This is a genomic window from Rhodococcus sp. Leaf225 (assembly GCF_001426145.1).
Taxonomy (GTDB): Bacteria; Actinomycetota; Actinomycetes; order Mycobacteriales; family Mycobacteriaceae; genus Rhodococcoides.
The window spans coordinates 328,722-350,094 of the sequence record NZ_LMRN01000012.1 but is presented as its reverse complement, the minus strand read 5'-3'; the positions used below and the strand labels follow the sequence as shown (position 1 = coordinate 350,094).

At 69.3% G+C, this 21,373-nt stretch carries 23 protein-coding genes and 4 tRNA genes; 16 read left to right on the top strand and 11 right to left on the bottom strand.

Annotation, left to right across the window (positions count from 1 at the left end; genetic code table 11):
- Positions 1-35: 35 nt before the first annotated feature.
- From hemQ to ASG69_RS11330, 3 genes are read left to right on the top strand one after another with little or no spacing between them, the layout of a single operon-like run.
- The gene (hemQ, locus tag ASG69_RS11340) at positions 36-731 is read left to right on the top strand and encodes a hydrogen peroxide-dependent heme synthase (RefSeq protein ID WP_027505205.1); all 696 of its coding nucleotides are present in this window, start codon (positions 36-38) and stop codon (positions 729-731) included.
- Complete coding sequence (locus tag ASG69_RS11335) at positions 728-1,423, top strand: HAD family hydrolase (protein WP_037185352.1); 696 nt, start codon at positions 728-730, stop codon at positions 1,421-1,423. The genes hemQ and ASG69_RS11335 overlap by 4 nt, the downstream gene beginning before the upstream one ends.
- 36 nt (positions 1,424-1,459) lie before the next feature.
- Positions 1,460-3,757: a molybdopterin-dependent oxidoreductase gene (locus ASG69_RS11330; RefSeq protein ID WP_056445249.1), complete on the top strand. Its 2,298-nt coding sequence runs from the start codon at positions 1,460-1,462 to the stop codon at positions 3,755-3,757.
- Here ASG69_RS11330 and ASG69_RS11325 read toward each other — a convergent pair.
- Positions 3,748-4,206: a MaoC family dehydratase gene (locus ASG69_RS11325; protein ID WP_056444801.1), complete on the bottom strand. Its 459-nt coding sequence runs from the start codon at positions 4,204-4,206 to the stop codon at positions 3,748-3,750. The two genes, ASG69_RS11330 and ASG69_RS11325, sit on opposite strands and share 10 nt — an antisense overlap.
- Positions 4,207-4,317: 111 nt before the next feature.
- Here ASG69_RS11325 and ASG69_RS11320 point away from each other — a divergent pair, with 111 nt between their 5' ends.
- A complete protein-coding gene (locus ASG69_RS11320) occupies positions 4,318-4,818 on the top strand; it encodes an SRPBCC domain-containing protein (RefSeq protein ID WP_056444798.1) in 501 nt (166 codons plus the stop codon).
- Here the strand turns inward: ASG69_RS11320 and msrB are convergent.
- From msrB to ASG69_RS11300, 4 genes are read right to left on the bottom strand one after another with little or no spacing between them, the layout of a single operon-like run.
- Positions 4,796-5,218, bottom strand: a complete 423-nt coding sequence (gene msrB, locus ASG69_RS11315; RefSeq protein ID WP_027505209.1) for a peptide-methionine (R)-S-oxide reductase MsrB — start codon at positions 5,216-5,218, stop codon at positions 4,796-4,798. The genes ASG69_RS11320 and msrB overlap by 23 nt on opposite strands.
- A 9-nt stretch (positions 5,219-5,227) precedes the next feature.
- Positions 5,228-6,502 carry a glycosyltransferase family 87 protein gene (locus tag ASG69_RS11310; protein ID WP_155956979.1) on the bottom strand — a complete coding sequence of 425 codons (1,275 nt, stop codon included), beginning with the start codon at positions 6,500-6,502 and terminating at the stop codon, positions 5,228-5,230.
- A 21-nt stretch (positions 6,503-6,523) separates the two neighbouring features.
- Positions 6,524-8,101 (bottom strand): alpha/beta hydrolase, encoded by a 1,578-nt coding sequence (locus ASG69_RS11305; RefSeq protein WP_056695774.1) that lies wholly within the window; start codon positions 8,099-8,101, stop codon positions 6,524-6,526.
- A 4-nt stretch (positions 8,102-8,105) separates the two neighbouring features.
- The gene (locus ASG69_RS11300; protein ID WP_082544477.1) at positions 8,106-8,870 is read right to left on the bottom strand and encodes a pyrimidine reductase family protein; all 765 of its coding nucleotides are present in this window, start codon (positions 8,868-8,870) and stop codon (positions 8,106-8,108) included.
- A 25-nt stretch (positions 8,871-8,895) separates the two neighbouring features.
- On the opposite strand from ASG69_RS11300, the gene zapE reads away from it, so the two are divergent.
- Entirely contained in the window at positions 8,896-9,906 is a 1,011-nt protein-coding gene (zapE, locus tag ASG69_RS11295) for a cell division protein ZapE (RefSeq protein WP_027505213.1), read from the top strand.
- Between the two features lie 22 nt (positions 9,907-9,928).
- Here the strand turns inward: zapE and ASG69_RS11290 are convergent, their stop codons facing one another.
- Together ASG69_RS11290 and ASG69_RS11285 are read right to left on the bottom strand one after the other, a co-directional pair.
- Positions 9,929-10,465, bottom strand: coding sequence for a GNAT family N-acetyltransferase (locus ASG69_RS11290; protein WP_056444792.1), 537 nt, complete (start codon positions 10,463-10,465; stop codon positions 9,929-9,931).
- Between the two features lie 3 nt (positions 10,466-10,468).
- Positions 10,469-10,765 (bottom strand): hypothetical protein, encoded by a 297-nt coding sequence (locus tag ASG69_RS11285; RefSeq protein WP_162246766.1) that lies wholly within the window; start codon positions 10,763-10,765, stop codon positions 10,469-10,471.
- Between the two features lie 196 nt (positions 10,766-10,961).
- On the opposite strand from ASG69_RS11285, the gene ASG69_RS22770 reads away from it, so the two are divergent.
- On the top strand, positions 10,962-11,204 hold the full coding sequence (locus tag ASG69_RS22770) for a hypothetical protein (RefSeq protein WP_162246765.1): 243 nt from the start codon (positions 10,962-10,964) through the stop codon (positions 11,202-11,204).
- Positions 11,205-11,250: 46 nt separating this feature from the next.
- On the opposite strand, the gene ASG69_RS11275 is transcribed toward ASG69_RS22770, so the two are convergent.
- From ASG69_RS11275 to ASG69_RS11265, 3 genes are all read right to left on the bottom strand, one after another.
- A tRNA-Val gene (locus tag ASG69_RS11275) sits at positions 11,251-11,325 on the bottom strand.
- Positions 11,326-11,346: 21 nt separating this feature from the next.
- Positions 11,347-11,417: transfer RNA gene (locus tag ASG69_RS11270), tRNA-Cys, on the bottom strand.
- A gap of 50 nt (positions 11,418-11,467) precedes the next feature.
- Positions 11,468-11,540 (bottom strand) — tRNA-Gly (locus ASG69_RS11265).
- Positions 11,541-11,776: 236 nt separating this feature from the next.
- Between ASG69_RS11265 and ASG69_RS11260 the strand changes: the two genes are divergently transcribed.
- The 10 genes from ASG69_RS11260 (at position 11,777) to pdxS (ending at position 20,699) form a co-directional block, all read left to right on the top strand.
- Positions 11,777-11,848: transfer RNA gene (locus ASG69_RS11260), tRNA-Val, on the top strand.
- Positions 11,849-11,998: 150 nt separating this feature from the next.
- Complete coding sequence (locus ASG69_RS11255; RefSeq protein ID WP_051613207.1) at positions 11,999-12,436, top strand: TIGR02611 family protein; 438 nt, start codon at positions 11,999-12,001, stop codon at positions 12,434-12,436.
- Entirely contained in the window at positions 12,415-13,170 is a 756-nt protein-coding gene (locus ASG69_RS11250) for a (2Fe-2S)-binding protein (RefSeq protein ID WP_056444789.1), read from the top strand. The genes ASG69_RS11255 and ASG69_RS11250 overlap by 22 nt, the downstream gene beginning before the upstream one ends.
- Positions 13,171-13,307: 137 nt before the next feature.
- Positions 13,308-15,371 carry a threonine--tRNA ligase gene (gene thrS, locus ASG69_RS11245; protein WP_056444786.1) on the top strand — a complete coding sequence of 688 codons (2,064 nt, stop codon included), beginning with the start codon at positions 13,308-13,310 and terminating at the stop codon, positions 15,369-15,371.
- A complete protein-coding gene (locus tag ASG69_RS11240; RefSeq protein WP_027505217.1) occupies positions 15,368-15,928 on the top strand; it encodes an HIT family protein in 561 nt (186 codons plus the stop codon). The genes thrS and ASG69_RS11240 overlap by 4 nt, the downstream gene beginning before the upstream one ends.
- Before the next feature lie 7 nt (positions 15,929-15,935).
- Complete coding sequence (gene pgsA, locus ASG69_RS11235; protein WP_056444783.1) at positions 15,936-16,619, top strand: phosphatidylinositol phosphate synthase; 684 nt, start codon at positions 15,936-15,938, stop codon at positions 16,617-16,619.
- Positions 16,616-17,530: a phosphatidylinositol mannoside acyltransferase gene (locus tag ASG69_RS11230; protein ID WP_056444780.1), complete on the top strand. Its 915-nt coding sequence runs from the start codon at positions 16,616-16,618 to the stop codon at positions 17,528-17,530. The genes pgsA and ASG69_RS11230 overlap by 4 nt, the downstream gene beginning before the upstream one ends.
- Complete coding sequence (locus ASG69_RS11225; protein ID WP_027505220.1) at positions 17,527-18,651, top strand: glycosyltransferase family 4 protein; 1,125 nt, start codon at positions 17,527-17,529, stop codon at positions 18,649-18,651. Before ASG69_RS11230 ends, ASG69_RS11225 begins: the two co-directional genes overlap by 4 nt.
- Positions 18,651-19,667 (top strand): NUDIX hydrolase, encoded by a 1,017-nt coding sequence (locus ASG69_RS11220; protein WP_027505221.1) that lies wholly within the window; start codon positions 18,651-18,653, stop codon positions 19,665-19,667. Before ASG69_RS11225 ends, ASG69_RS11220 begins: the two co-directional genes overlap by 1 nt.
- 96 nt (positions 19,668-19,763) lie before the next feature.
- Positions 19,764-20,699 carry a pyridoxal 5'-phosphate synthase lyase subunit PdxS gene (pdxS, locus tag ASG69_RS11215; RefSeq protein ID WP_051613209.1) on the top strand — a complete coding sequence of 312 codons (936 nt, stop codon included), beginning with the start codon at positions 19,764-19,766 and terminating at the stop codon, positions 20,697-20,699.
- A gap of 30 nt (positions 20,700-20,729) precedes the next feature.
- Here pdxS and ASG69_RS11210 read toward each other — a convergent pair whose 3' ends face one another.
- A complete protein-coding gene (locus tag ASG69_RS11210; RefSeq protein ID WP_200933804.1) occupies positions 20,730-21,341 on the bottom strand; it encodes a hypothetical protein in 612 nt (203 codons plus the stop codon).
- Positions 21,342-21,373: the final 32 nt, after the last annotated feature.

Below are 21,373 nucleotides of genomic sequence, written 5' to 3'. Positions count from 1 at the left end.
CCCGATCGGGACGGCCGGGTGGCACGATGGGTGTCATGGCACGTCTCGATTTCGAAGCACTCAATTCCACGTTGCGCTACTCGATGCACTCGGTGTTCACGGCTCGGCCGGGCGCTCTCGGTGAGGATCGGGAGGCGGTGCTCGCCGAGGCCCGCGCGTTCTTCGACGGTCTCGACGAGACCGATGTCGTGGTGCGCGGGATCTACGACGTGGCCGGACTGCGCGCCGACGCCGACTTCATGATCTGGTGGCACGCGGAGAAGATCGAGGACCTGCAGGCGGCGTACGCGCGCTTCCGTCGGTCCACGGCTCTCGGCCGCGCGTGCGACGCGTTCTGGAGCAACGCCGCGTTGCACCGCCCCGCGGAGTTCAACAAGTCGCACGTCCCGGCCTTCATCGCCGGCGAGGAGCCGGGCGCCTACATCTGCGTGTACCCGTTCGTCCGCTCGCTCGACTGGTACCTGCTGCCCGACGCGGAGCGTCGCACGATGCTCGCCGACCACGGCAAGGCGGCACGCGGCTACAAGGACGTGCGCGCCAACACCGTCCCGTCGTTCGCCCTGGGCGACTACGAGTGGATTCTCGCGTTCGAGGCTCCGACGCTGGACCGCATCGTCGACCTCATGCGTGATCTGCGTGCGACCGAGGCCAGACGTCATGTGCGGGAGGAAGTTCCGTTCTTCAGCGGACCCCGGGTGACGGTCGAGGCGCTCGTCGAGTCACTACCGTGACCACGCCGGCAGCGGTGCTCTTCGACTTCTCCGGCACGCTGTTCCGTCTCGAGGAGGACGAGAGCTGGTTCACCGATCTGCGTGTCGGCGACGACGAGCAGATCGACGGTCATCTCCAGGCCGAGTTGATGCGCCGCATGACCCAGCCCGTCGGGTCGGTGGTCACCCTGGACGACGACGGCCACCGGGCTTGGGAGGCTCGCGATCTCGACCCCGCGATGCACCGGGCCGCCTACCTGGCAGTGCTGAAGGCGTCGGGTGTGCACCGCGTCGAGCACGCCGAGGCGTTGTACGACAAAGTGATCGACCCGTCCTCGTGGACGCCGTACCCCGACACGGCGCGAGTGCTGCACGGCCTCGCCGATCGCGGCGTTCCCGTGGCGGTGGTCAGCAACATCGCGTTCGATCTGCGCGCGGCGTTCGATCTGCTCGGCGTGCACGACACCGTCGCGCACTACGCTCTGTCGTTCGAGGTGGGCGCCGTCAAGCCCGATGCCGCGATCTTCCGTTCCGCCGTGGACGCTCTGGGCGTCGACCCGGCCTCGTGCCTGATGGTCGGCGACAGCGAGGAGGCCGACGGCGGAGCGCAGGCGCTCGGTATGTCCTTCGCGCTGCTCGATCCACTGCCGACGTCCGAACGACCGTCGGCTCTGCTCGACGCCGTGGCGGCGCACGGTCTCGCGCTCGCGTAGGGCGCCGTGACGTCCGCGCGCCGTGGGGTGCAGCACATGGCCCACTTCGGTATGTACACCGCCGACACGGACGGCCGGGACGTGGTCGCGGTCCGTCCGCCGACGGGCGACGCCGATCCGTCCCCGATCCTGGGCAACGTTCCCGGGTCGGTGACCCATCGCTCGCGCATCCGTCGACCGGCGGTGCGTCGGGGCTGGCTCGAGAACGGCCCCGGACCGTCCACCGCGCGTGGCGCCGATGCGTTCGTCGAGATGGAGTGGGACGAGTTCCTCCCCCTGCTCGCCGGCGAGCTCCGTCGAGTCGTGCGCGAGCACGGCAACGAGGCCGTCTTCGGCGGGTCGTACGGGTGGGGCAGCGCGGGCCGGTTCCACCACGCGCAGAGTCAGGTTCACCGGTTCCTGAACACCCTGGGTGGTTACACGCGGTCGGTGGGCAGCTACTCCCTCGGCGCCACCGGCACGATCATGCCGCGGGTCATGGGGACGCACTGGAAGATGTTCTCGCGCTCCACCTCGTGGGACGTGATCGCCGAGCACACCGATCTGCTGGTCGCGTTCGGCGGGGTTCCGCTGAAGAACACGTCGGTCAATCACGGTGGCACCAGCGATCATCCGACACGCGACGCGCTGCATCGCCTCCGTGCGCGCGGCGGCCGGATCGTCTCGATCTCGCCGCTGCGTGACGACACGGACGGAGCGGCGGAGTGGATCGCACCCGTACCGGGGTCGGACGTCGCCCTCATGTTGGGGCTGGCACACGTGCTCGCCTCGGAGGGGTTGCACGACACCGCGTTCCTGCAGCGGTACACCACCGGGTACGACGTCTTCGAGCGCTACCTGCTCGGCGAGACCGACGGTGTCCCGAAGTCACCGGAGTGGGCGCAGAACCTGACGGGAGTCCCGGCGTCGGACATCACCGCCCTGGCGCGGCGCATGGCTCGCGCCACCACGCTGGTCACCGTCACCTGGTCACTGCAGCGCATCCGCCACGGTGAGCAGGCGCCGTGGATGGGTCTCACGCTCGCCGCGATGCTCGGCGGCGTCGGTGTGCCGGGCGCGGGCTTCGGCCACGGCTACGGGTCGATGAACGAACCCGGCCTGGCACCCGTGCCGTATCCGCTGCCCACGCTTCCCCAGGGCATCAACGGTGTGTCGACGTCGATTCCGGTCGCCGCGATCTCGGACATGCTGTTGAACCCTGGTGGGCCGTACGACGCGGACGGCACCGCGTCGACGTATCCGGACATCCGGCTGCTGCACTGGGCCGGCGGCAACCCGTTCCATCACCACCAGGACATCGGCCGGTTGCGCATCGCGCTGGCTCGCCCCGAGACCATCGTGGTGCACGAGCCGTACTGGACACCGATGGCACGGCACGCCGACTTCGTGGTGCCGTCGACGACGACCCTCGAACGCGACGACCTGAGCTGCACCCGCAACGACCCGCTGCTCGTGGCGATGCAGGCCGCCGTCCCGCCCTTCGCCGACAGCCGCGACGACTACGACACCTTCGCGCTGCTCGCGCGAGAGCTCGGCGTCGAGTACGAATTCACGGAAGGGCGCTCGTCCGCCGACTGGCTGCGGCACCTCTACGACCAGTGGCGACGGTTCGTGTCCGATGCGGGGCGGGTGACGCCGCCGGTGTTCGACGAGTTCTGGACCGAGGGAACGTTCCGGATGGACACCGAGGACGGTCTGACGCTGCTGTCCGATTTTCGCGACGATCCCGAGCGGGCCCCCTTGCGGACACCGAGCGGGCGCATCGAGATCTTCTCGGCCGACATCGAGTCGTTCGGCTACGCCGACTGCGGGGGACACCCACGGTGGTACGCACCGGACGAGTGGCTGGGCGGTGAACGCGCACAGGCGTTCCCGCTGCACCTGATCGCGAACCAACCGCGGACCCGGTTACACAGCCAACTCGATCACGGGGCCGTGAGCCTCGCGTCGAAGATTCAGGGCCGGGAACCGATGCGCATGCATCCCGCGGACGCCGCAGCGCGCGGACTCCGCGACGGCGACGTGGTGCGGGTGTTCAACGACCGTGGCTCGTGCCTCGCGGGGCTCGTCGTCGACGATCGCCTGCGCGAGCGCGTGGTGCAACTGTCGACCGGCGCCTGGTACGACCCGCTCGATCCGTCGGACCCGCGCTCGATGTGCGTGCACGGAAACCCGAACGTGCTCACCGCCGACCGCGGCACGTCGTCGCTCGCGCAGGGGTCCACCGGCCAGCACGTCCTGGTGGACGTCGAGAAGTGGACCGGCCAACTGCCGCCGATCCGCGCGCACGATCAGCCGGAGTTCGTCGATCGTGGGGACGTACTTCAGAAGTAGACGCGGCTGATGACCTGGGCGACCAGCGCGGGCTTCGTAGCACCCTCGATCTCGATGGTCGAGTCGACGGTCATCTGCACCGCTCCGCCGTCCAGCCGATCTGCTGCGGCGAGGACGGCCGTCAGACGAACGCGCGACCCGACGAGCACAGGATTGACGAAGCGAACCTTGTTGCTGCCGTAGTTGACTCCCATCGTGGAGTTCTCGACCGTGTAGGTCTGCCAGGACAGGGCCGGCAACAGGGACAGCGTGAGGTACCCGTGGGCGACGGGACCACCGAAGGGGCTCTCCTTCGCGGCGCGCTCGGGATCCACGTGGATCCACTGGTGGTCGCCGGTGGCGTCGGCGAACTGGTTCACGCGCTCCTGCGTGATCTCCAGCCAGTCGCTGGTGCCGATGGTCTCGCCGAGGGCGGACACGATGTCGTCCGCGGACGTGAAGGTACGCATGGAGCCGACACTAGCGGCGGCGAGCCGTTCTGCACAGAACCTCTGTCGGGGCGCCACATCCGGCCCTGCGGACCCGGCCTGTGTGCAGGACGAGCGCAGTACGATGCGCCGATGACGTCACACCCGGAACCCACCGGCCTACTCGAGCGCGCCGAGACGGGTGTCGATCTCGTGCTGGAGCGCGTCCTGGACGTACCGATCGACGACGTCTGGGACAGTCTCACCGTCAGTGAGCGCACCGCGCGGTGGTACGGCAGCTGGGAGGGAACGCCGGGAGCCGGAAGCACCGTGCGGGTGACGATGGGGTTCGAGGAGAACGCACCCGCCTCCGACCTGACGATCCTGGCGTGTGACGCGCCGAGGTATCTCGCACTGGAGTCCGACGGGTGGACGTTCGACGTGACGCTCGGGACCACGGGAGACGGGACCACGTTGACGTTCCGGCACCACCTGACGACGACGGACGGCCTCGAGGACATCGGCCCGGGATGGGAGTACTACCTCGACATGTTGGTCTCCACACACACGGAAGGGTGGTCGCCGTCCTTCGACGACTACCACCCGTCCCAGTGTGGGTACTACGGCTCACTCAGCCCTTCGGCTCCAGCGTGAGCGAGATCGAGTTGATGCAGTACCGCTGATCGGTCGGGGTGGGGTAGCCCTCGCCCTCGAAGACGTGGCCGAGGTGACTGTGGCAGTTGCTGCACAGGACCTCGGTGCGCTTCATGCCCATCGACCGGTCGACCTTCAGGATCACGGCGTCGGTGTCCTTGGGATCGAAGAAGGACGGCCACCCGCAGTGGGACTCGAACTTCTCGGTGCTGCGGAACAGTTCGGCGTCACAGGCGCGGCACTTGTAGACGCCCTCGGTGGTGGTGTCGGTGTACTCGCCGACGAACGGCCGCTCGGTGCCGGCCTTGCGCAGCACTGCGTACTCGGCTGCGGTGAGCTTGGTACGCCACTCGTCGTCGGACAGCTCGAACGTGGGCTTCTTCTCTGGTGCGGAACTCATGCCTCCACGCTAATGCGTGGCCGCGGTTCCCGCTGTCGTCGCAGGTACAGGCTTCGGTGAGGTCGTGTTCTCGTCGAGCAGGAACGCCGGATCGATGCCGCCGTCCAGCCGGCCCTCGCGGCGCGCGGTGAGATAGCGACCGACGAGCACGGCGAAGATCACGACGATGATCAGCGACCAACCCCACGTCGTGCGGAGGTACTCGATGGAGCGCCCGAACTCCGGGAAGCGGCCGACGAGCCAGCTGTCATAGCTGAGGAACCCGTACACGGCGAGCCACGCCGGCCAGTTGCGCATCACCGAGTTGCGCAGCACCACCGACATGATCAGCGGGAACAGCATCATCGAGTAGTACATCTGGCCGAGCGACGCGAGCAGGAACGATGCGACCAGCAGCAGCCCACCCGCGGTGGTCACGAAGAACAGCTCGTCGTGGCGGTAGTACTTCCACAGCAGCCACAGGGACACGAGCACCATCACGGCGAACACGGCGCGGAGCGCGAGCACCAGCGCGGTGGGCAGTCCGTAGTAGAGGCCGTTGCCGACGATCGCGCTGTTGAAGTAGTCCCGCGTCTCGAGGAGGTACGGCACCGTGTGGGAGACGAAGGCCATCGGGTCGACCGACAGCGGGAGGGCGAGCAGCGTCAGAACGACGGGGATACCGACGGCGGTGACGAAGACCCGCCACTCCTTGCGGACGAGCGGCAGCAGAAGCAGCGGTGCGAGAGTCGGTTTGACGGCGATGGTCAGGCCGATGGCGGCGCCGGACCAGTACGGGTGCCGCCTCAACAGCAGCATCATGAACAGCACTTCGCCCAGCAGGATCAGGCCGTTGATGTTGGTGAAGATCAGTGTGTTGGTGACGGTCTCGGTGGAGAACGCGGCGAGCAGCACCACCGGTGCGGCCACCGACGACAGGCCGAGCTGGAACATGCGCAGCAGTAGGTAGAGCGCGACGATCACGGCGACGGCGTTGACTCCGATGAACAACCAGCGCGAGCGCTCGGGGTCCAGTACGGCCAGCGGCGCGATGATCAGCGTCCCGCTCGGCGGATAGAGATAGTGCGGGTCGACCGAGTCGAAGTTCGCCGTGTAGACCTCGCGTCGATTCAGAAATGCCAACGCGGCGTTGTAGACCGGGCGGAAATCGTCGGTGATGTTGCCGTTGACGGCCTTGACGATCACGCGATTGAGGACCGTCAGGATGGCGATGGGCCACAACGCGAAACGGATCACCTGCGCGGTGGTCTCACCAGTTCGCGGTTCGAGATGACGGAACGACACCCGGAGACGGTACCCCGGCAACTAGGCCGGACACGCATTACCGCCTTCCGGCACGTCGCCCGTTTCGAGGTACGCCGCGACGGCCGCGCGCCCGCACCCCGAGCCCACCGACACGGGGTGTCCGATGCCGTCCCAGGTGATCGTCGTGGTGGCCGCGCCGGCCGCGCCCAACGCTCCCGTGACCGCCGGAAGCGGCTCCGTACCGGTGACGGCGTCGGCGTTCCCGCTGAGCACCAGGACCGGGAGCCCCAGGGTGGAGGGGACGGGCGGCGGGGTGGTCGCCGGCCACGCCGAGCAGGTGAGCAGGTTCAACGCCGCCGTCGCACCGAAGGCCGGGTACTGGCCGGACCACGACGTCTGCAGCTCCCGGACCCGGTCGGGCGCGGGCCACTGCTGGCCGTCGGTGCAGCGGCTCACGAAATGACCGTCGGTCTCGGTCAGAGCACGCACCTCGTCGACCGCGTCGTCGAGTGCGGTGGTGTTCCCGGCGAGCGCACCTGCCACCGTGTCCGACGTGGAGCGCACCCGCGCGGCGCCGTCGCCGGTGGACGGATACGCCAGCAGGTGGACGACTGCCTGTCGAACGGTGGCACCGGACAGCGGTGCGAGATCACCGGCGTCGGCGCGGCGGAACAACTCCACCACCTGTGAGCGCGGATCCGCCCCGAGCGAGCATCCGACGGCGGCGCATCGGGTGGCGAACGCCGTCAGGGCGGCCTCCTCCCCGCGCACGGTCTGCTCGGCGCTGGTGACGGCGTCGGTGATGACGCTGGTGGGGGAATCGAGCACGAGGCGGGCGACGTGGTCGCCGTACGCGGCCGCGTACCCGAGCGCGACGAGGGCGCCGTTGCCCGATCCCAGGAGCGACAGGGCACGCACTCCCCACGCCTCCCGGAGCGCCTCGAGATCGTCGGCGCTGTTGGTGACCCCGAAGATGAGTGCCTCGGGAAGCAGGAAGTCGGTGCACGCGATCGTCGCGTCGCGGGCAAGGGTCGCGACCTTGTCCGCCGCGTCGGTGCCGGGTGAGTACTGCCCGAGGTCGGTCAGCGCGTCGCGGGTGGACGTGGCACCCGAGTAGCAGTCGAACGGCGCGGAGTTGCCGATGCCGCGCCGATCGACGCCGACGATCGGGTGGGCGTCGAGGAGCGCGGTGTCCGGCTGCGCGGCGAGCGCCGCCATGTCCGCGGACGACGGTCGATCGGTGCCGGACGTGTAGACCAGCGGCGCCGCGTCCGCCGGCGTGGCGGCCGTGCGCACGCGGACCGCGGAGAGTTCGAACGTGCCGTCCGAGGCGACGGTGCGGTCGATGGGAGCGGGGAAGGTCGCGCAGTCCACCAGCACTCCGGGCGCGGCCGTGACCCCGCGAGCAGCGGTGGTGCGGGCCGTGCAGTCGGTCCAGTTCAGGTCGGTGACCGGTGCCTCGAGGGGACGTGGCCCCTCGTCGGTGGGTTCGGTCGTCGCGGGCCCGCCGTCGGACCCGGCCGATCCACCCTCGATCGCCACGTCCGGACGGGTCGACGGTCCGGCCCCGCACGCGGCGGCGACCACGACGACGGCCGTCAGGGCGGCGAGCCGTGACACGAACCTCGACATCTGCATACGTTCAGCGTGCCATCTCGCGCGCGCGCACCCAGCGCACCAGGATGGTCCCGTCGTCGTCGAGCAGGATGTGGCCCGGGGTCATCGGGCGGTCGACGGCGGCATCGGACGTCGCCATCCGGCCCGAGGTCCCGGCGCTGAGGGTGGGCGAGGTGGTCACGCAGACCTCGTCGACGACATCCGCGGCGAGAAGCGACCCGAAGAGTCCGGGCCCGCCCTCGCACAGCACTCGCTGCAGGCCGAGGTCCTGCAGCAGCGCGACCACGACGTCGCCGGTGAGGTCGCCGTCGGCGCGGACGACGGTGAGCCCGGCGTCGCGCAGTGCCTGCACCTTGTCCTCGGGCGCGTGCGAGGTGGTCAGCACGATCGGCGGCACCTCCGCGTCCGTCACCACCGTCGACTCGGGATCGACGCTCGCGGATCCGGTCACCACGACGATCGGAGGGACCTCGCTCTGACCCCGCGCGGTGCGCGCGGCGCGCACCGCGTCGGACACCTCGACACCGCCGTAGTTCTCTGCCGTGACGGTGCCCGAACCCACCAGGACGGCGTCGGCGAGCGAGCGGAGCTCGCCGAAGACCGCCTTGTCAGCAGGGGTCCCCAGCCCACCGGACACCCCGTCCTGCGACACCGCACCGTCGATGCCCGCCACGAAGTTGACGCGGATCCAGGGGGAGTGGAGCTCGGCCGGATACGCGTAGAGGTCGGTGAGATCGTCGTCGGTCACTGTGAGGTAGGTCCCATTATCGATACGCTGCACAAAAGCCATCACACCACGTCGTTAACCTCGTCCCATGCCACAACGCCTCGTCGACCGCGATCCCGTGGTGCCCGCCGACCAGCTGATCGCCCAGATGGTGCCGCCGGCGATGTTCGACGACGTGAGTTTCGCGTCCTACATCCCGGACCCGAACGAGCCGACGCAGGCAGAGGCCGTGCGCAAGGCGGAGGAGTTCGCCGGCAAGGTCGCGAAGATCCGGTCGGGCGGGAAGCGCGGTCTGTTCGGCAAGAAGACGCCGGCCTCCGGCGCAGGTCTGTACCTCGACGGTGGGTTCGGCGTCGGCAAGACCCACCTGCTGGCGTCGATCTTCCACGCGTCGCCGGAGCCCAAGGCGTTCGGCACCTTCGTCGAGTTGACCCACGTCGTCGGAGCTCTCGGATTCACGAAGGCGCTCGACGAGCTGTCCGGGCACAGCGTGCTGTGCATCGACGAGTTCGAGCTCGACGATCCGGGCGACACGATGTTGGTGTCTCGGTTGCTCACCGAGTTGGCCGCCAAGGGCGTCTCCATCGTCGCGACGTCCAACACGCTGCCCGGCCAGTTGGGCGAGGGTCGCTTCGCCGCTCAGGACTTCCTGCGTGAGATCAAGAAGCTCGGCTCGATCTTCGAGTCCATTCGTGTCGACGGTCCCGACTACCGGCACCGCGACCTGCCCCCGGCTCCGGACCCGATCGGCGCGGACCAGATCGAAGCCGCCGCGGCGGCCGTCGAGGGATCGACGCTCGACGACTTCGACGCGCTGGTGAAGCATCTGAGCACCCTGCACCCGTCGCGCTACGGGAAGTTGATCGAGGGTGTCACGGCCGTCTTCATCGAGAACGTCCACGCGGCACCCGACCAGTCCGTGGCGCTGCGCCTCGTCGTGCTGGCCGACCGCCTTTACGACGCGGGTACGCCGGTCACCGTGTCGGGTGCGAAGCTCGACGAGCTCTTCACCGAGGAGATGCTCCAGGGCGGGTACCGGAAGAAGTACCTGCGCGCGACGTCGCGTCTGCTGGCGCTCTCGCGCTTCGCCTCCGTCTGAGTCGCTACCGTCCGAGTCGGCGTCAGGTGAGGTCGCGCTGCATGACGAAGTCCTCGTGCAGCACGGCTCCCAGCGCGAAACGCTTCTCTCCCAGCTGCCGGAAACCGCTGCGCCGATAGAACGCCAGCGCGCGGGCGTTCTGCTGGTTCACTCCGAGCCACAGCGCGCTGCGTCCGAGCCGTCGAGCCTCGTCCGCGGCCGACTCCATCAGTGCTGCAGCAACTCCCGTGCCGTGGGCGGCGGGGGCGCTGTACATCTTGCTCACCTCCACGGCGTCCGTGGCCGTGAGGGCGCTCGACACGTCCGGGTCGGTCGACGCCGACAGGATCAGCATCGTGTACCCGACCAGTGCCGTGCCCTGCGGAGCGACCCGCACGATGCGCTCGTCGTCGTCGAGGTAGGTTCGGAACGCCGACTCCGACAGCACGGTCGCCACGAAATGGTCGATGTCCTCCTGCAGCGTTCCGGGTGGACACGCCAGGGGGAAGGTCCGTCCCGCCAGATCGGCGAGGGCCGGCACGTCGGCGTGCGTGGCGCGTCTCGTGGGCTGTGTCGCCACCCGTCAGGCCGATCGAGGGTGGGCGGCGTGGGGGCGGTCCGTCGCCTCCACGGCGTCCACCACGTTCTTCGCTTGTCGCAGAGGCATTCCCGTGCGATCGCGCAGCAGCGACATCGCCTGCGCCGGCTTGCGCGCGTGCACCAGAGCGGCCACGGCGGTGTGCGTCTCGGCGTCGACGGGATGACGGTCGACGGTCTCCGTCCGTGCGGCGGCGGTGCGGTGTCGCAGCGCGAACCAGGTGACGACGACGGCGAGATCGATGACCACGAGAGCCACGACGAACCAACCCCAGGTAGGCATGAGGCAAGTCAATCACCCTGCGCCGGACGCACACGGCGATTCGGGTGATCGGCGGGCGATCGCCGTTGTGTCTTCTCACTCCCGACGTCCGAGACGTGTCGTTCACGACACCGGACGATCGGGTAGGCGGAGGATGAACGACGAACGATGGCGCGGGGTCACGACGCCGCAGCGTGGCGACGACGAGAGGATCGACATGAGCGAACAGATGACGGTGCAGTACTTCACGGGTCGCGTGGACCGGGTCAAGGCAGCGGTTCAGAAGGCCGTCGACGAGGCGGGCGCGTACGGCAGCGATCAGCTGGTGGCGGATTTCGAGTGGATCCAGTACGCCCACGATCACGTGCACGTGACGACGCGCGACGAGGTGGACTACGTCGACGACGAGACGACGACGCGGCACCTCGACGAGCTGTTCGAGCGGTACCGAGTGGGATGAGGCGGAATGCACGAAGCCCCCGTCCGAGGACGGGGGCTTCGTGTGGTGGTGCGCGATACTGGGATTGAACCAGTGACCTCTTCCGTGTCAGGGAAGCGCTCTCCCGCTGAGCTAATCGCGCGGGACCCGGTGACGGGTGACGAGGTGGAGACGGGAATCGAACCCGTGTGCACGGCTTTGCAGGCCGTTGCCTCACCACTCGGCCACTCCACCGTGGTGACGAGAACCCCGGCTCGTGAGAACCGGGGGACTCGATACCCTCGAGCGGACGACGGGATTCGAACCCGCGACCCCAACCTTGGCAAGGTTGTGCGCTACCAGCTGCGCCACGTCCGCACACTCCTCGGTGGCGTTTCCGCCTCCGTGGTGCGGTTCGAAACATTAGCCCACGTCGGCCGGAAGTCACAAATCCGCTGTTCACACCGTGTTTCCCTGCCGTCACTCCTGTCACGACCGCCGCAGGGTCGGTCGGCCGCAGCGGTGGCCGGCGCGGGTCGGGGTCCGTGTTGGGAGCACCCTCGGGGACGTGTTAACGTTTCCCCTCGTTCGGACGGCGTGCTCGCACGCGGCCCGGTCCCGTGGCTCAGTGGAAGAGCGTCCCGTTCACACCGGGAAGGTCGCTGGTTCGATCCCAGCCGGGACCACAGAGAAGACGACAGGCCCTCGCTGCAGCGGGGGCCTTTCGCCGTTCCGAGGCCGGTGTCCCCGGGTATGGTGACCTGGTGAGTACCGACAAGGCCCCCGCAGACAGGGTCGCCCCCGCAGAGCGCGCAGCGACTGCCGACCCGTCCGCGGTGACGGACTCCGGATCGCGTGAGCGCGGCAGCCGCGGGCGCGAGGAGCGCAGCCGGTACCGCGAGTGGCGTGACGGCATCGCCTCGCGCCCGACCGTGGATCGTGCGTACCGCATCGCGGTGGCCGCGGTGGGAACCGTCGTCCTCGCCCTCGGCATCGTCGCCATCCCGTATCCCGGTCCCGGATGGCTCATCGTCTTCGCCGGTCTCGGCATCCTCGCCTCGGAGTTCGCGTGGGCCAAGACCGTCCTGCACTGGGTGCGGGCCCGGTACGACACGTTCATGGAGTGGTTCGGTCGGCAGAACATCGTCGTCAAGGGACTCGGCGCACTGTTGACCACCGTGGTCGTGCTCGCCACGCTGTGGCTGCTCGGCGCCCTCGAGCTGGTCGCCGGTTGGGTGGGCCTGGACTGGGCGTGGCTGCAGAGCCCACTCTGACCGCCGCGGACGTCGTCACGCGCACCGCGAAGGCGCTGCCGTGGACCGCGAACCTCATGGTGGTCCCGCCCGGGGACGGCTGGGACATCCCCGATCCAGCGCTGCTGGACGTCGCACTGGCTCGGTCCGCCGCGCGGTGGCCCGACGTCTCGGACACCACGTGCGCGACGCTGTGGTGGTACGGCTCCAGCTCGACGCTCGCACTGGTCCTCGGCGCTCAGATGCTCGTCACCGGGCACTGCGTCGACCCGACGGCTCCCGATGCGGTGGTGGCGATCGGCGACACCGGGACCGTTGCCGCACTGACGTCGCCCACGGTGGCGACGTCGGCGGACACAGTCGTGGCGGACCTGGTCGAACGCCTGGTCGGGGGGCTCGCACAGCGCGTGCCGGGGCTGTCCGCACCGAGCCTGTGGGCGATCGCCTCGGACTCCGTGGCCAACCGGGTGCTCGACGTGGCCTCCGCACTCGGACGCGTGGCCGACGCCACCGCGATGGCGCGGCTCCTCACGTCGCAGGCTCGGACGCACCGGTTCCCCGAACCGCGTTTCGTGGACGTGACGGCGGACGCGATCGTCACACCGGCGACTGCGAGTGCGCCGGATGCGCACTCGCGCCGTGTCGTCCGTCGTGGATCGTGCTGTCTGGTCTTCGAGGCCGGGGTCGACATGTGCGTCAGCTGTCCGCGTCGCACCCCCGAGGACAGAGCCCGACGGTGGTCGGCGCTTCTCTGACGCGCCAGGCGTTCGGGCGAGGTGTCTGCCGCGTCCCCGATGCCGATACGCTGTGCACGACACCCGACCCACACCTGTCGCCGCCGCCCCACCCGGGCGGCACCGACCCACGTCCGTAGGAGCGCATCACCGTGAGCATGCCCGATTCCGCTGTCCTCGCACCTCGCATCAGCGTGGCCGCAGGGACGACCGCCGGAACGGCGCTGCGCGACACCGGCCTTCCCAACAAGGGGCCGGACGCCATCGTGGTGGTCCGGGACGAGGAGGGTCGACTCCGCGACCTGTCGTGGGCGCCCGAGGCGGACACCGAGGTCGAGCCCGTGCGCGCCGACAGCGAGGACGGCCGTAGCGTCATCCGCCACTCGGCCGCGCACGTGCTGGCCCAGGCGGTCCAGGAGATGTTCCCGAACGCGAAGCTGGGCATCGGCCCGCCCATCGAGAACGGCTTCTACTACGACTTCGACGTGGAGAACCCGTTCACTCCGGAGGACCTGACCAAGCTCGAGAAGAAGATGAAGCAGATCATCAAGAGTGGTCAGCGGTTCTCGCGGCGCGTCTACGACTCCCTGGACGCCGCCAAGGTCGAGCTGGCCGACGAGCCGTACAAGCTCGAACTCGTCGACGACAAGGGCTCGGTCGACGATCCCGAGGTCATGGAGGTGGGCGGGGGAGAGCTCACCGCCTACGACAACCTGAACCCGCGGACCGGCGATCGCGAGTGGGGCGATCTGTGCCGCGGACCGCACGTGCCCACCACCAAGTACATCCCGGCGTTCAAGCTCACCCGCAGCTCGGCCGCGTACTGGCGCGGCGATCAGTCGAAGGCTGATCTACAGCGCGTGTACGGCACCGCCTGGGAGTCGCAGGAGGCGCTCGACGCGTACCTCGAGCTCCTCGCGGAGGCCGAGCGTCGCGATCACCGCAAGCTGGGGTCGGAGCTCGATCTGTTCAGCTTCCCCGACGAGTTGGGATCCGGCCTGCCGGTCTTCCACCCCAAGGGTGGCATCGTGCGCAAGGAGCTCGAGGACTACTCGCGCCAGCGCCATGTCGAGCAGGGCTACGAGTTCGTCTACTCACCGCACATCACCAAGAGCACGCTGTACGAGGTCTCCGGTCACCTCGACTGGTACAAGGACGGCATGTTCCCCGCGATGCATCTCGACGCGGAACTCGCCGAAGACGGCACGGTGCGCAAGCCCGGCCAGGACTACTACCTGAAGCCGATGAACTGCCCGATGCACAACTTGATCTTCGACTCCCGCGGTCGCTCGTACCGCGAGCTCCCGTTGCGGCTCTTCGAGTTCGGGTCGGTGTACCGCTACGAGAAGTCGGGTGTCATCCACGGGCTGACCCGAGTGCGCGGCATGACGCAGGACGACGCGCACATCTACTGCACCCGTGAGCAGATGCACGACGAGCTCACGAACACCCTGAACTTCGTCCTCGGACTGCTGAAGGACTACGGCCTCGACGACTTCTACCTCGAGTTGTCGACCCGTAACCCCGACAAGTCCGTCGGCTCCGACGAGGTGTGGGAGGAGGCCACCGCCACCCTCGCCGAGGTCGCCGCGGCCTCCGGGCTGCACCTCGTTCCCGATCCGGGCGGCGCCGCGTTCTACGGACCCAAGATCTCGGTGCAGGCGAAGGACGCGCTCGGCCGGACATGGCAGATGTCGACCATTCAGCTCGACTTCAACCTGCCCGATCGTTTCGGCCTCGAGTACACCGGTAGCGACGGTGTGAAGACGCGCCCCGTGATGATCCACCGCGCACTGTTCGGTTCCATCGAACGCTTCTTCGGTGTGCTGACCGAGCACTACGCGGGTGCCTTCCCGGCGTGGCTCGCCCCCGTGCAGGTGGTGGGCATCCCCGTCGCCGAGGCGTACGCGGACCACCTCTTCGGTGTGATCGCCGCGCTGCGGAAGTCGGGCATCCGCGCCGAGGTCGACGCCAGTGACGACCGCATGCAGAAGAAGATCCGCAACCACACCACGCAGAAGGTGCCGTTCATGCTGCTGGCCGGGCAGAACGACGCGGATGCCGGTGCGGTGAGCTTCCGCTTCCGCGACGGCACCCAGATCAACGGTGTCCCCGTCGACGACGCGGTCACGGCGGTCTCCTCCTGGGTGGCGCAGCGCCGCAACGAGTCCCCGACGGCGGACACCTTCGACACCATCCCCGGCGGGAGTGACGGAGCATGAGCGAGGACGACGCCACCGCCGACGCGGGAGCCATCGTGGACACCGGGACGGGTGACGAGGACCGCCTTCAGCGGCTCTGGTCGCCGCATCGGATGTCCTACATCGCGACGGCTCCGAAGGTCGACGACAAGATGGCGTCGGAGCCGTTCACCCAGATCCCCACGCTGGAGGACGAGGACGGGCTCATCGTCGCGCGCGGAGAGCACGTGTACGCGGTGCTGAATCTCTACCCGTACAACCCGGGTCACCTGATGGTGGTGCCGTACCGCAAGGTGGCCGACCTCGAGGACCTCACGGACGAGGAGAGCGTGGAGCTGATGCGGTTCACGCAGCACGCGATCCGCACGATGAAGCGGGTCTCACGCCCGCACGGGTTCAACGTCGGTCTCAATCTCGGTGCGCCCGCAGGCGGTTCGCTCGCCGAGCACCTGCACCAGCACGTCGTCCCGCGGTGGGGCGGTGACGCCAACTTCATCACCGTCATCGGCGGTGCGAAGGTCATGCCGCAACTCCTCCGAGACACTCGCGCGTTGCTCGCCGCCGCGTGGAAGGACTGACTCCGTCGTGCTGAGCATCTTCGGTAGGGCATCAGCGTCCAAGGTCACCGCGCCGCTGGGCCGCGCCCTCAACAGCACGGGTCTCACGCCGGACTCCGTCACCATCATCGGCACCGTCGCGAGCGTCGTCGCCGCGATCACGCTGTTCCCCGCGGACCATCTGTTCATCGGCACGCTGGTGATCTGGCTGTTCGTCATGTTCGACATGCTCGACGGTGCGATGGCACGTGCGCGGGGCGGCGGCAGCAAGTACGGCGCCGTGCTCGATGCGACGTGCGACCGCGTGGCCGACGGCGCCATCTTCGCCGGGTTGTCGTGGTGGGCGGTCTTCCACCAGAACGATCGGCCGCTGTTCGTCGCGATGCTCGTGTGTCTGGTGACGTCGCAAGTCATCTCCTACGCCAAGGCCCGTGCCGAGGCGAGCGGACTGTCCGCCGACGGTGGCCTGATCGAACGTCCGGACCGCCTGGTGATCGTCCTCGTCGGATCCGGGCTCACCGGCATCGGCCAACTCGCCGATCTCACCTGGCTGCAGTTCGCTCTGCCCGTCGCGACGTACTTTCTGGCCGCGGCGAGCATCGTCACGGTGTTCCAGCGTGTACTGGCCGTCCGCAACTCCGCCGGTGCCCGCGACATCATTCCGATCCAGCCGAAGGCCAACCGGATCGAGCCGGACAGCACGGCTGGATGAGTCTGTCGGAGCGGCTCGGCGCCGCGGGATACATCGCCGGATGGCGGGTCGTCCGGGCGCTGCCCGACGGCGTCGCGACCCGACTCTTCGACGCCGGCGCCGACCTCGCCGCGCGCCGCAACGGAGGACCGGAGCAGTTGCGCCGCAACCTCGCCCGCGTGCTGGGCACCACCGCGGACGCGGTACCGGACGACCTCGTGCAGGCGTCGGTGCGCTCCTACGCGCGGTACTGGCGCGAGGCGTTCCGGTTGCCGTCCATGGATCTCGCGGCCCAGGCCGCGGCCATCGACGACGCCGTCGTCGGCCAGGAACATCTGGACGCGGCGCTGGCGTCCGGCCGCGGCGCCGTGCTCGCGCTCCCGCACAGCGGGAACTGGGACATGGCGGGCGTCTGGCTCACGCGCACCCGCGGCCAGTTCACGACGGTGGCCGAACGGCTGAAGCCGGAGTCGCTCTACCAACGCTTCGTCGCGTACCGCGAGTCCCTCGGGTTCGAGATCTTCCCGCTGAGCGGCGGCGAACGCCCACCGTTCGAGCAACTCTCCGAGCGCCTGCGAGACGGTAAGGTCGTGTGCCTCCTCGGTGAGCGCGACCTCGCCCGCCACGGGGTGCCCGTCACGTTCTTCGGGGAGCCGACCCGCATGCCGGCCGGGCCCGCGCGTCTCGCGATCGACACCGGTGCGGCTCTGCTGCCGGTGCACTGCTGGTTCACCCCCACCGGCTGGGGTTTCTCGATCGAGCCCCCGATCGACGTCTCCGCGGGCGTCGAGCAGGCCACCCAGTCGCTCGCCGACCACTTCGCCGCCAACATCGCCGCGCATCCGGCCGACTGGCACATGCTGCAGCCGCTGTGGTGGGACGACCTCTCACAGGGTCGGCGTGACCGTATGACCGGTGAGGCCGACCGGTGAAGATCGGCATCGTCTGCCCGTACTCGTTCGACGTCCCGGGTGGTGTGCAGGCGCACGTCGCGGAGCTGGCCGAGGTACTGATCCAGCGCGGTCACCGTGTCAGCGTCCTGGCTCCGGCGAGCGACGAGACGGCGCTGCCCGACTTCGTCGTCTCGACGGGCAAGGCCCTGAGCTTCCCGTACAACGGCTCCGTGGCGCGCCTGGCGTTCGGTCCGGTGACCTACACCCGCATCCGGGCGTGGATCGAGAAGGGCGAGTTCGAGGTCCTGCACATCCACGAGCCGAATGCGCCCAGTCTGTCGATGCTGTCGCTGAAGATCGCGGACGGTCCGATCGTGGCCACGTTCCACGCCTCGACCACGAAGTCGTTGCTGCTGAGCACCTTCCAGGGCGTGCTGCGCCCGTATCACGAGAAGATCGCCGGGCGCATCGCCGTCTCGGAGCTGGCGCGACGGTGGCAGGTGGAGGCACTGGGGTCCGATGCGGTGGAGATCCCCAACGGGGTCCACGTCCCCGCGTTCGCGACGGCGCCCCTGCTGCCCGGGTATCCCCGGCCGGGCCGGACGCTGGTGTTCATCGGCCGCTACGACGAGCCCCGCAAGGGCATGCAGACCCTGCTGGCCGCGCTCCGGCCCATCGCCGCGGTGTTCCCGGACATCGAGGTGCTGGTCGTGGGCCGCGGCGACGAGCAGAAGTTGTGCCGAGAGGCCGGCGATCTGGCGAAGCACTTCCGCTTCCTCGGCCAGACGACGGACGCCGAGAAGGCGTCGGCACTGCGCAGCGCCGACATCTACTGTGCTCCGAACACCGGCGGCGAGAGCTTCGGCATCGTGCTGGTGGAGGCCATGGCAGCGGGCGCGCCCGTGGTCGCGAGCAACCTGGACGCGTTCCGCCGCGTGCTGCGGGACGGCACGGCCGGTGTGCTCTTCCCGGTGGGCGATTCCGAGGCCATGGCGGACGCGGTGATCCGCGTGCTGTCGAACGACGACGAGCGGGCCGACCTGGTGCGTCAGGCGAGCCGCGCCGCCGTGTCCTACGACTGGCCGGTCGTCGCGGAGCAGATCGTCCGGGTGTACGAGGCGGTCGCGGTGGCCGGTCGCACGGTGAAGGTGATCGACTGATGACGTTCTGGGTGGCCGCCGCCGTCGTGGTCGTGGCACTGCTGGTCCTGCTCCTCGGCCTGTGGGCGTACTCGACGGCGCACCGTCTCGACCGACTGCACGTGCGCTCGGACCGGTCCTGGCAGTCCCTCGAGGCCGCCCTGGCCCGTCGGTCGGTGGTGACCCGTGCGGTCGCCGCCGCCCTGGACGCGCCGGGATCGGTGGAGAGCCGCACCCTGACGACGCTCGCGGATCGGGCGGAACGGGCGGAGCGAGCCGACCGGGAGCGCGCCGAGAACGCGGTGTCCGTCGCGCTGGGCCGCATCGACCTCGCCCGGCTGAACCCGCAGATGATCTCCGAACTCGCCGACGCGGAGGCGCGGGTGCAGATCGCCCGGCGGTTCCACAACGACGCGGTCCGCGACACCGTCGCACTGCGATCGCGTCGACCCGTCCGCCTGCTCCGACTCGGCGGGACGGCCGCGATGCCGACCTACTTCGAGCTCTCCGAGAGCGAGGCGACCCTCGAGGAGGTCGAGGGCGCGTCGACCCGGACCTCGGCGCGCGTCGTGCTGCTCGACGGGCGCGGCCGCGTGCTGCTGCTGCGGGGTCACGATCCGTCGGTGCCCGACGTGCATTTCTGGTTCACCATCGGTGGGGGCGTCGAGGTGGGGGAGACCCTGCGCGACGCCGCCGTTCGCGAACTGCGCGAGGAGACCGGCATGGTCGCCTCGGCGGAGGACCTGCGCGGGCCCATGTGGCGTCGGACCGCGACGTTCTCCTTCGACGGTGTCGTGATCCGGTCGGAGGAGCTGTTCTTCGCTCTCCGCGCCGAGGCGTTCGAGCCGGTGCGCACGGGCTTCACGGAGCTCGAGCGTCGCGTCGTCACCGGACATCGCTGGTGCACGGCGGACGAGATCCGGTCACTGGCCGCCTCGGGCGACGCGGTCTATCCGCGCGCGATGGCGGAGCTGCTCGACGAGGCGGACACGGTGCTGGCTCTCCGCACCGATCCGGACGTGCGCGCCATCCACTGACCTGGTGTGATGGCAGCCATAGCGGGCCAGTGCGGTCGAAGTGGTTATCGCGACGAGGTCCAGCCGAGCCTAGGCTCGCGGTGCACACATTCCCGCATGCCTGAGGAGATCACCGTGACCACCACCCTCCCGTCCGAGCAGGACGCCACTCCGTCCACCGGAACCGCCCGCGTCAAGCGCGGTATGGCAGAGATGCTCAAGGGTGGCGTCATCATGGACGTGGTCACCGCCGAGCAGGCGAAGATCGCCGAGCAGTCCGGCGCCGTCGCCGTCATGGCTCTCGAGCGGGTGCCCGCGGACATCCGCGCACAGGGCGGCGTCTCGCGGATGAGCGATCCCGACATGATCGACAGCATCATCTCCTCGGTCAGCATCCCCGTCATGGCGAAGGCGCGCATCGGCCACTTCGTCGAGGCACAGATCCTGCAGAGCCTCGGCGTCGACTACGTCGACGAGTCCGAGGTGCTGACCCCCGCCGACTACGCGAACCACATCGACAAGTGGAAGTTCACGGTTCCCTTCGTCTGTGGTGCGACCAACCTCGGCGAGGCGCTGCGCCGGATCACCGAGGGCGCGGCCATGATCCGCTCGAAGGGCGAGGCCGGCACCGGTGACGTGTCCAACGCGACCACGCACATGCGCACCCTGCGTGACCAGATCCGCCACCTGACGTCGCTGCCCGAGGACGAGCTGTACGTCGCCGCGAAGGAGCTGCAGGCTCCCTACGATCTCGTCGTCGAGGTCGCCCGCGCGGGCAAGCTCCCCGTCACCCTGTTCACCGCCGGTGGCATCGCCACCCCGGCGGACGCCGCGATGATGATGCAGCTCGGTGCCGAGGGTGTCTTCGTCGGGTCCGGCATCTTCAAGTCCGGCAACCCCGAGCAGCGCGCCGCCGCCATCGTCAAGGCGACCACCTTCTTCGACGACCCGGACGTGCTGGCCAAGGTCTCCCGCGGCCTGGGCGAGGCCATGGTCGGCATCAACGTCGACGAGATCCCGCAGCCGCACCGCCTCGCCGAGCGCGGCTGGTGATCTGACACCACCTCCGGTCTGCGGGGGTGGTCAGCGCTCGACGAGCAGGGCCGGGCGGTCGGGGTGGTCCATCCGCACCTCGACGTCCGCCCGTTCGCCGTGCTCCGCGTGCGCCGTCAGGGCAGGCACCGTCCAGCGCTCGGCCTCCGGGGTGAGGCGCGACGCGGTGCGCTCGGTGAGCGTCAGCGCCACCGTGACGTCGAGATCGAGGCCACGCCCCAGCAGCATGGGGCCCGCGACGACCACCACCTGATTCTGCGCCGCCGTTCGCGGCCGAGCGCGAGCGGAGCGATCGGACCGCTCGTCCCACAGCGCGGGCAACCACTGATCGCGCGTGCGCACCGCCGTGATCACCTCACGCGTCAGTGCGTCGTAGTCGAACCACAGGGTGCGGTAGGAGAGTTCGTCCTCGTGCCCGTACTCGAGTCGCAGCGACGCGGGCCGCACCCAGTCGTGCAGGGAGACGAGATCGGCGGCGCGGCCGTCCGCGCGGAGCCGGGCCACGACGCGCTGAGCGAAGGCCACCGGATCGGCGGCGTCCGCACCGTCGACGGCCACGACACACCGTCCGTCGACGGCGTCGATGCGGTCCACGACGTGGTCCACCACCGCGTCGGGAGTGGTGGGGGAGAAGCGGGGCACGGCCTCGATCCTGCCCGACGCGCCGCCTCCGC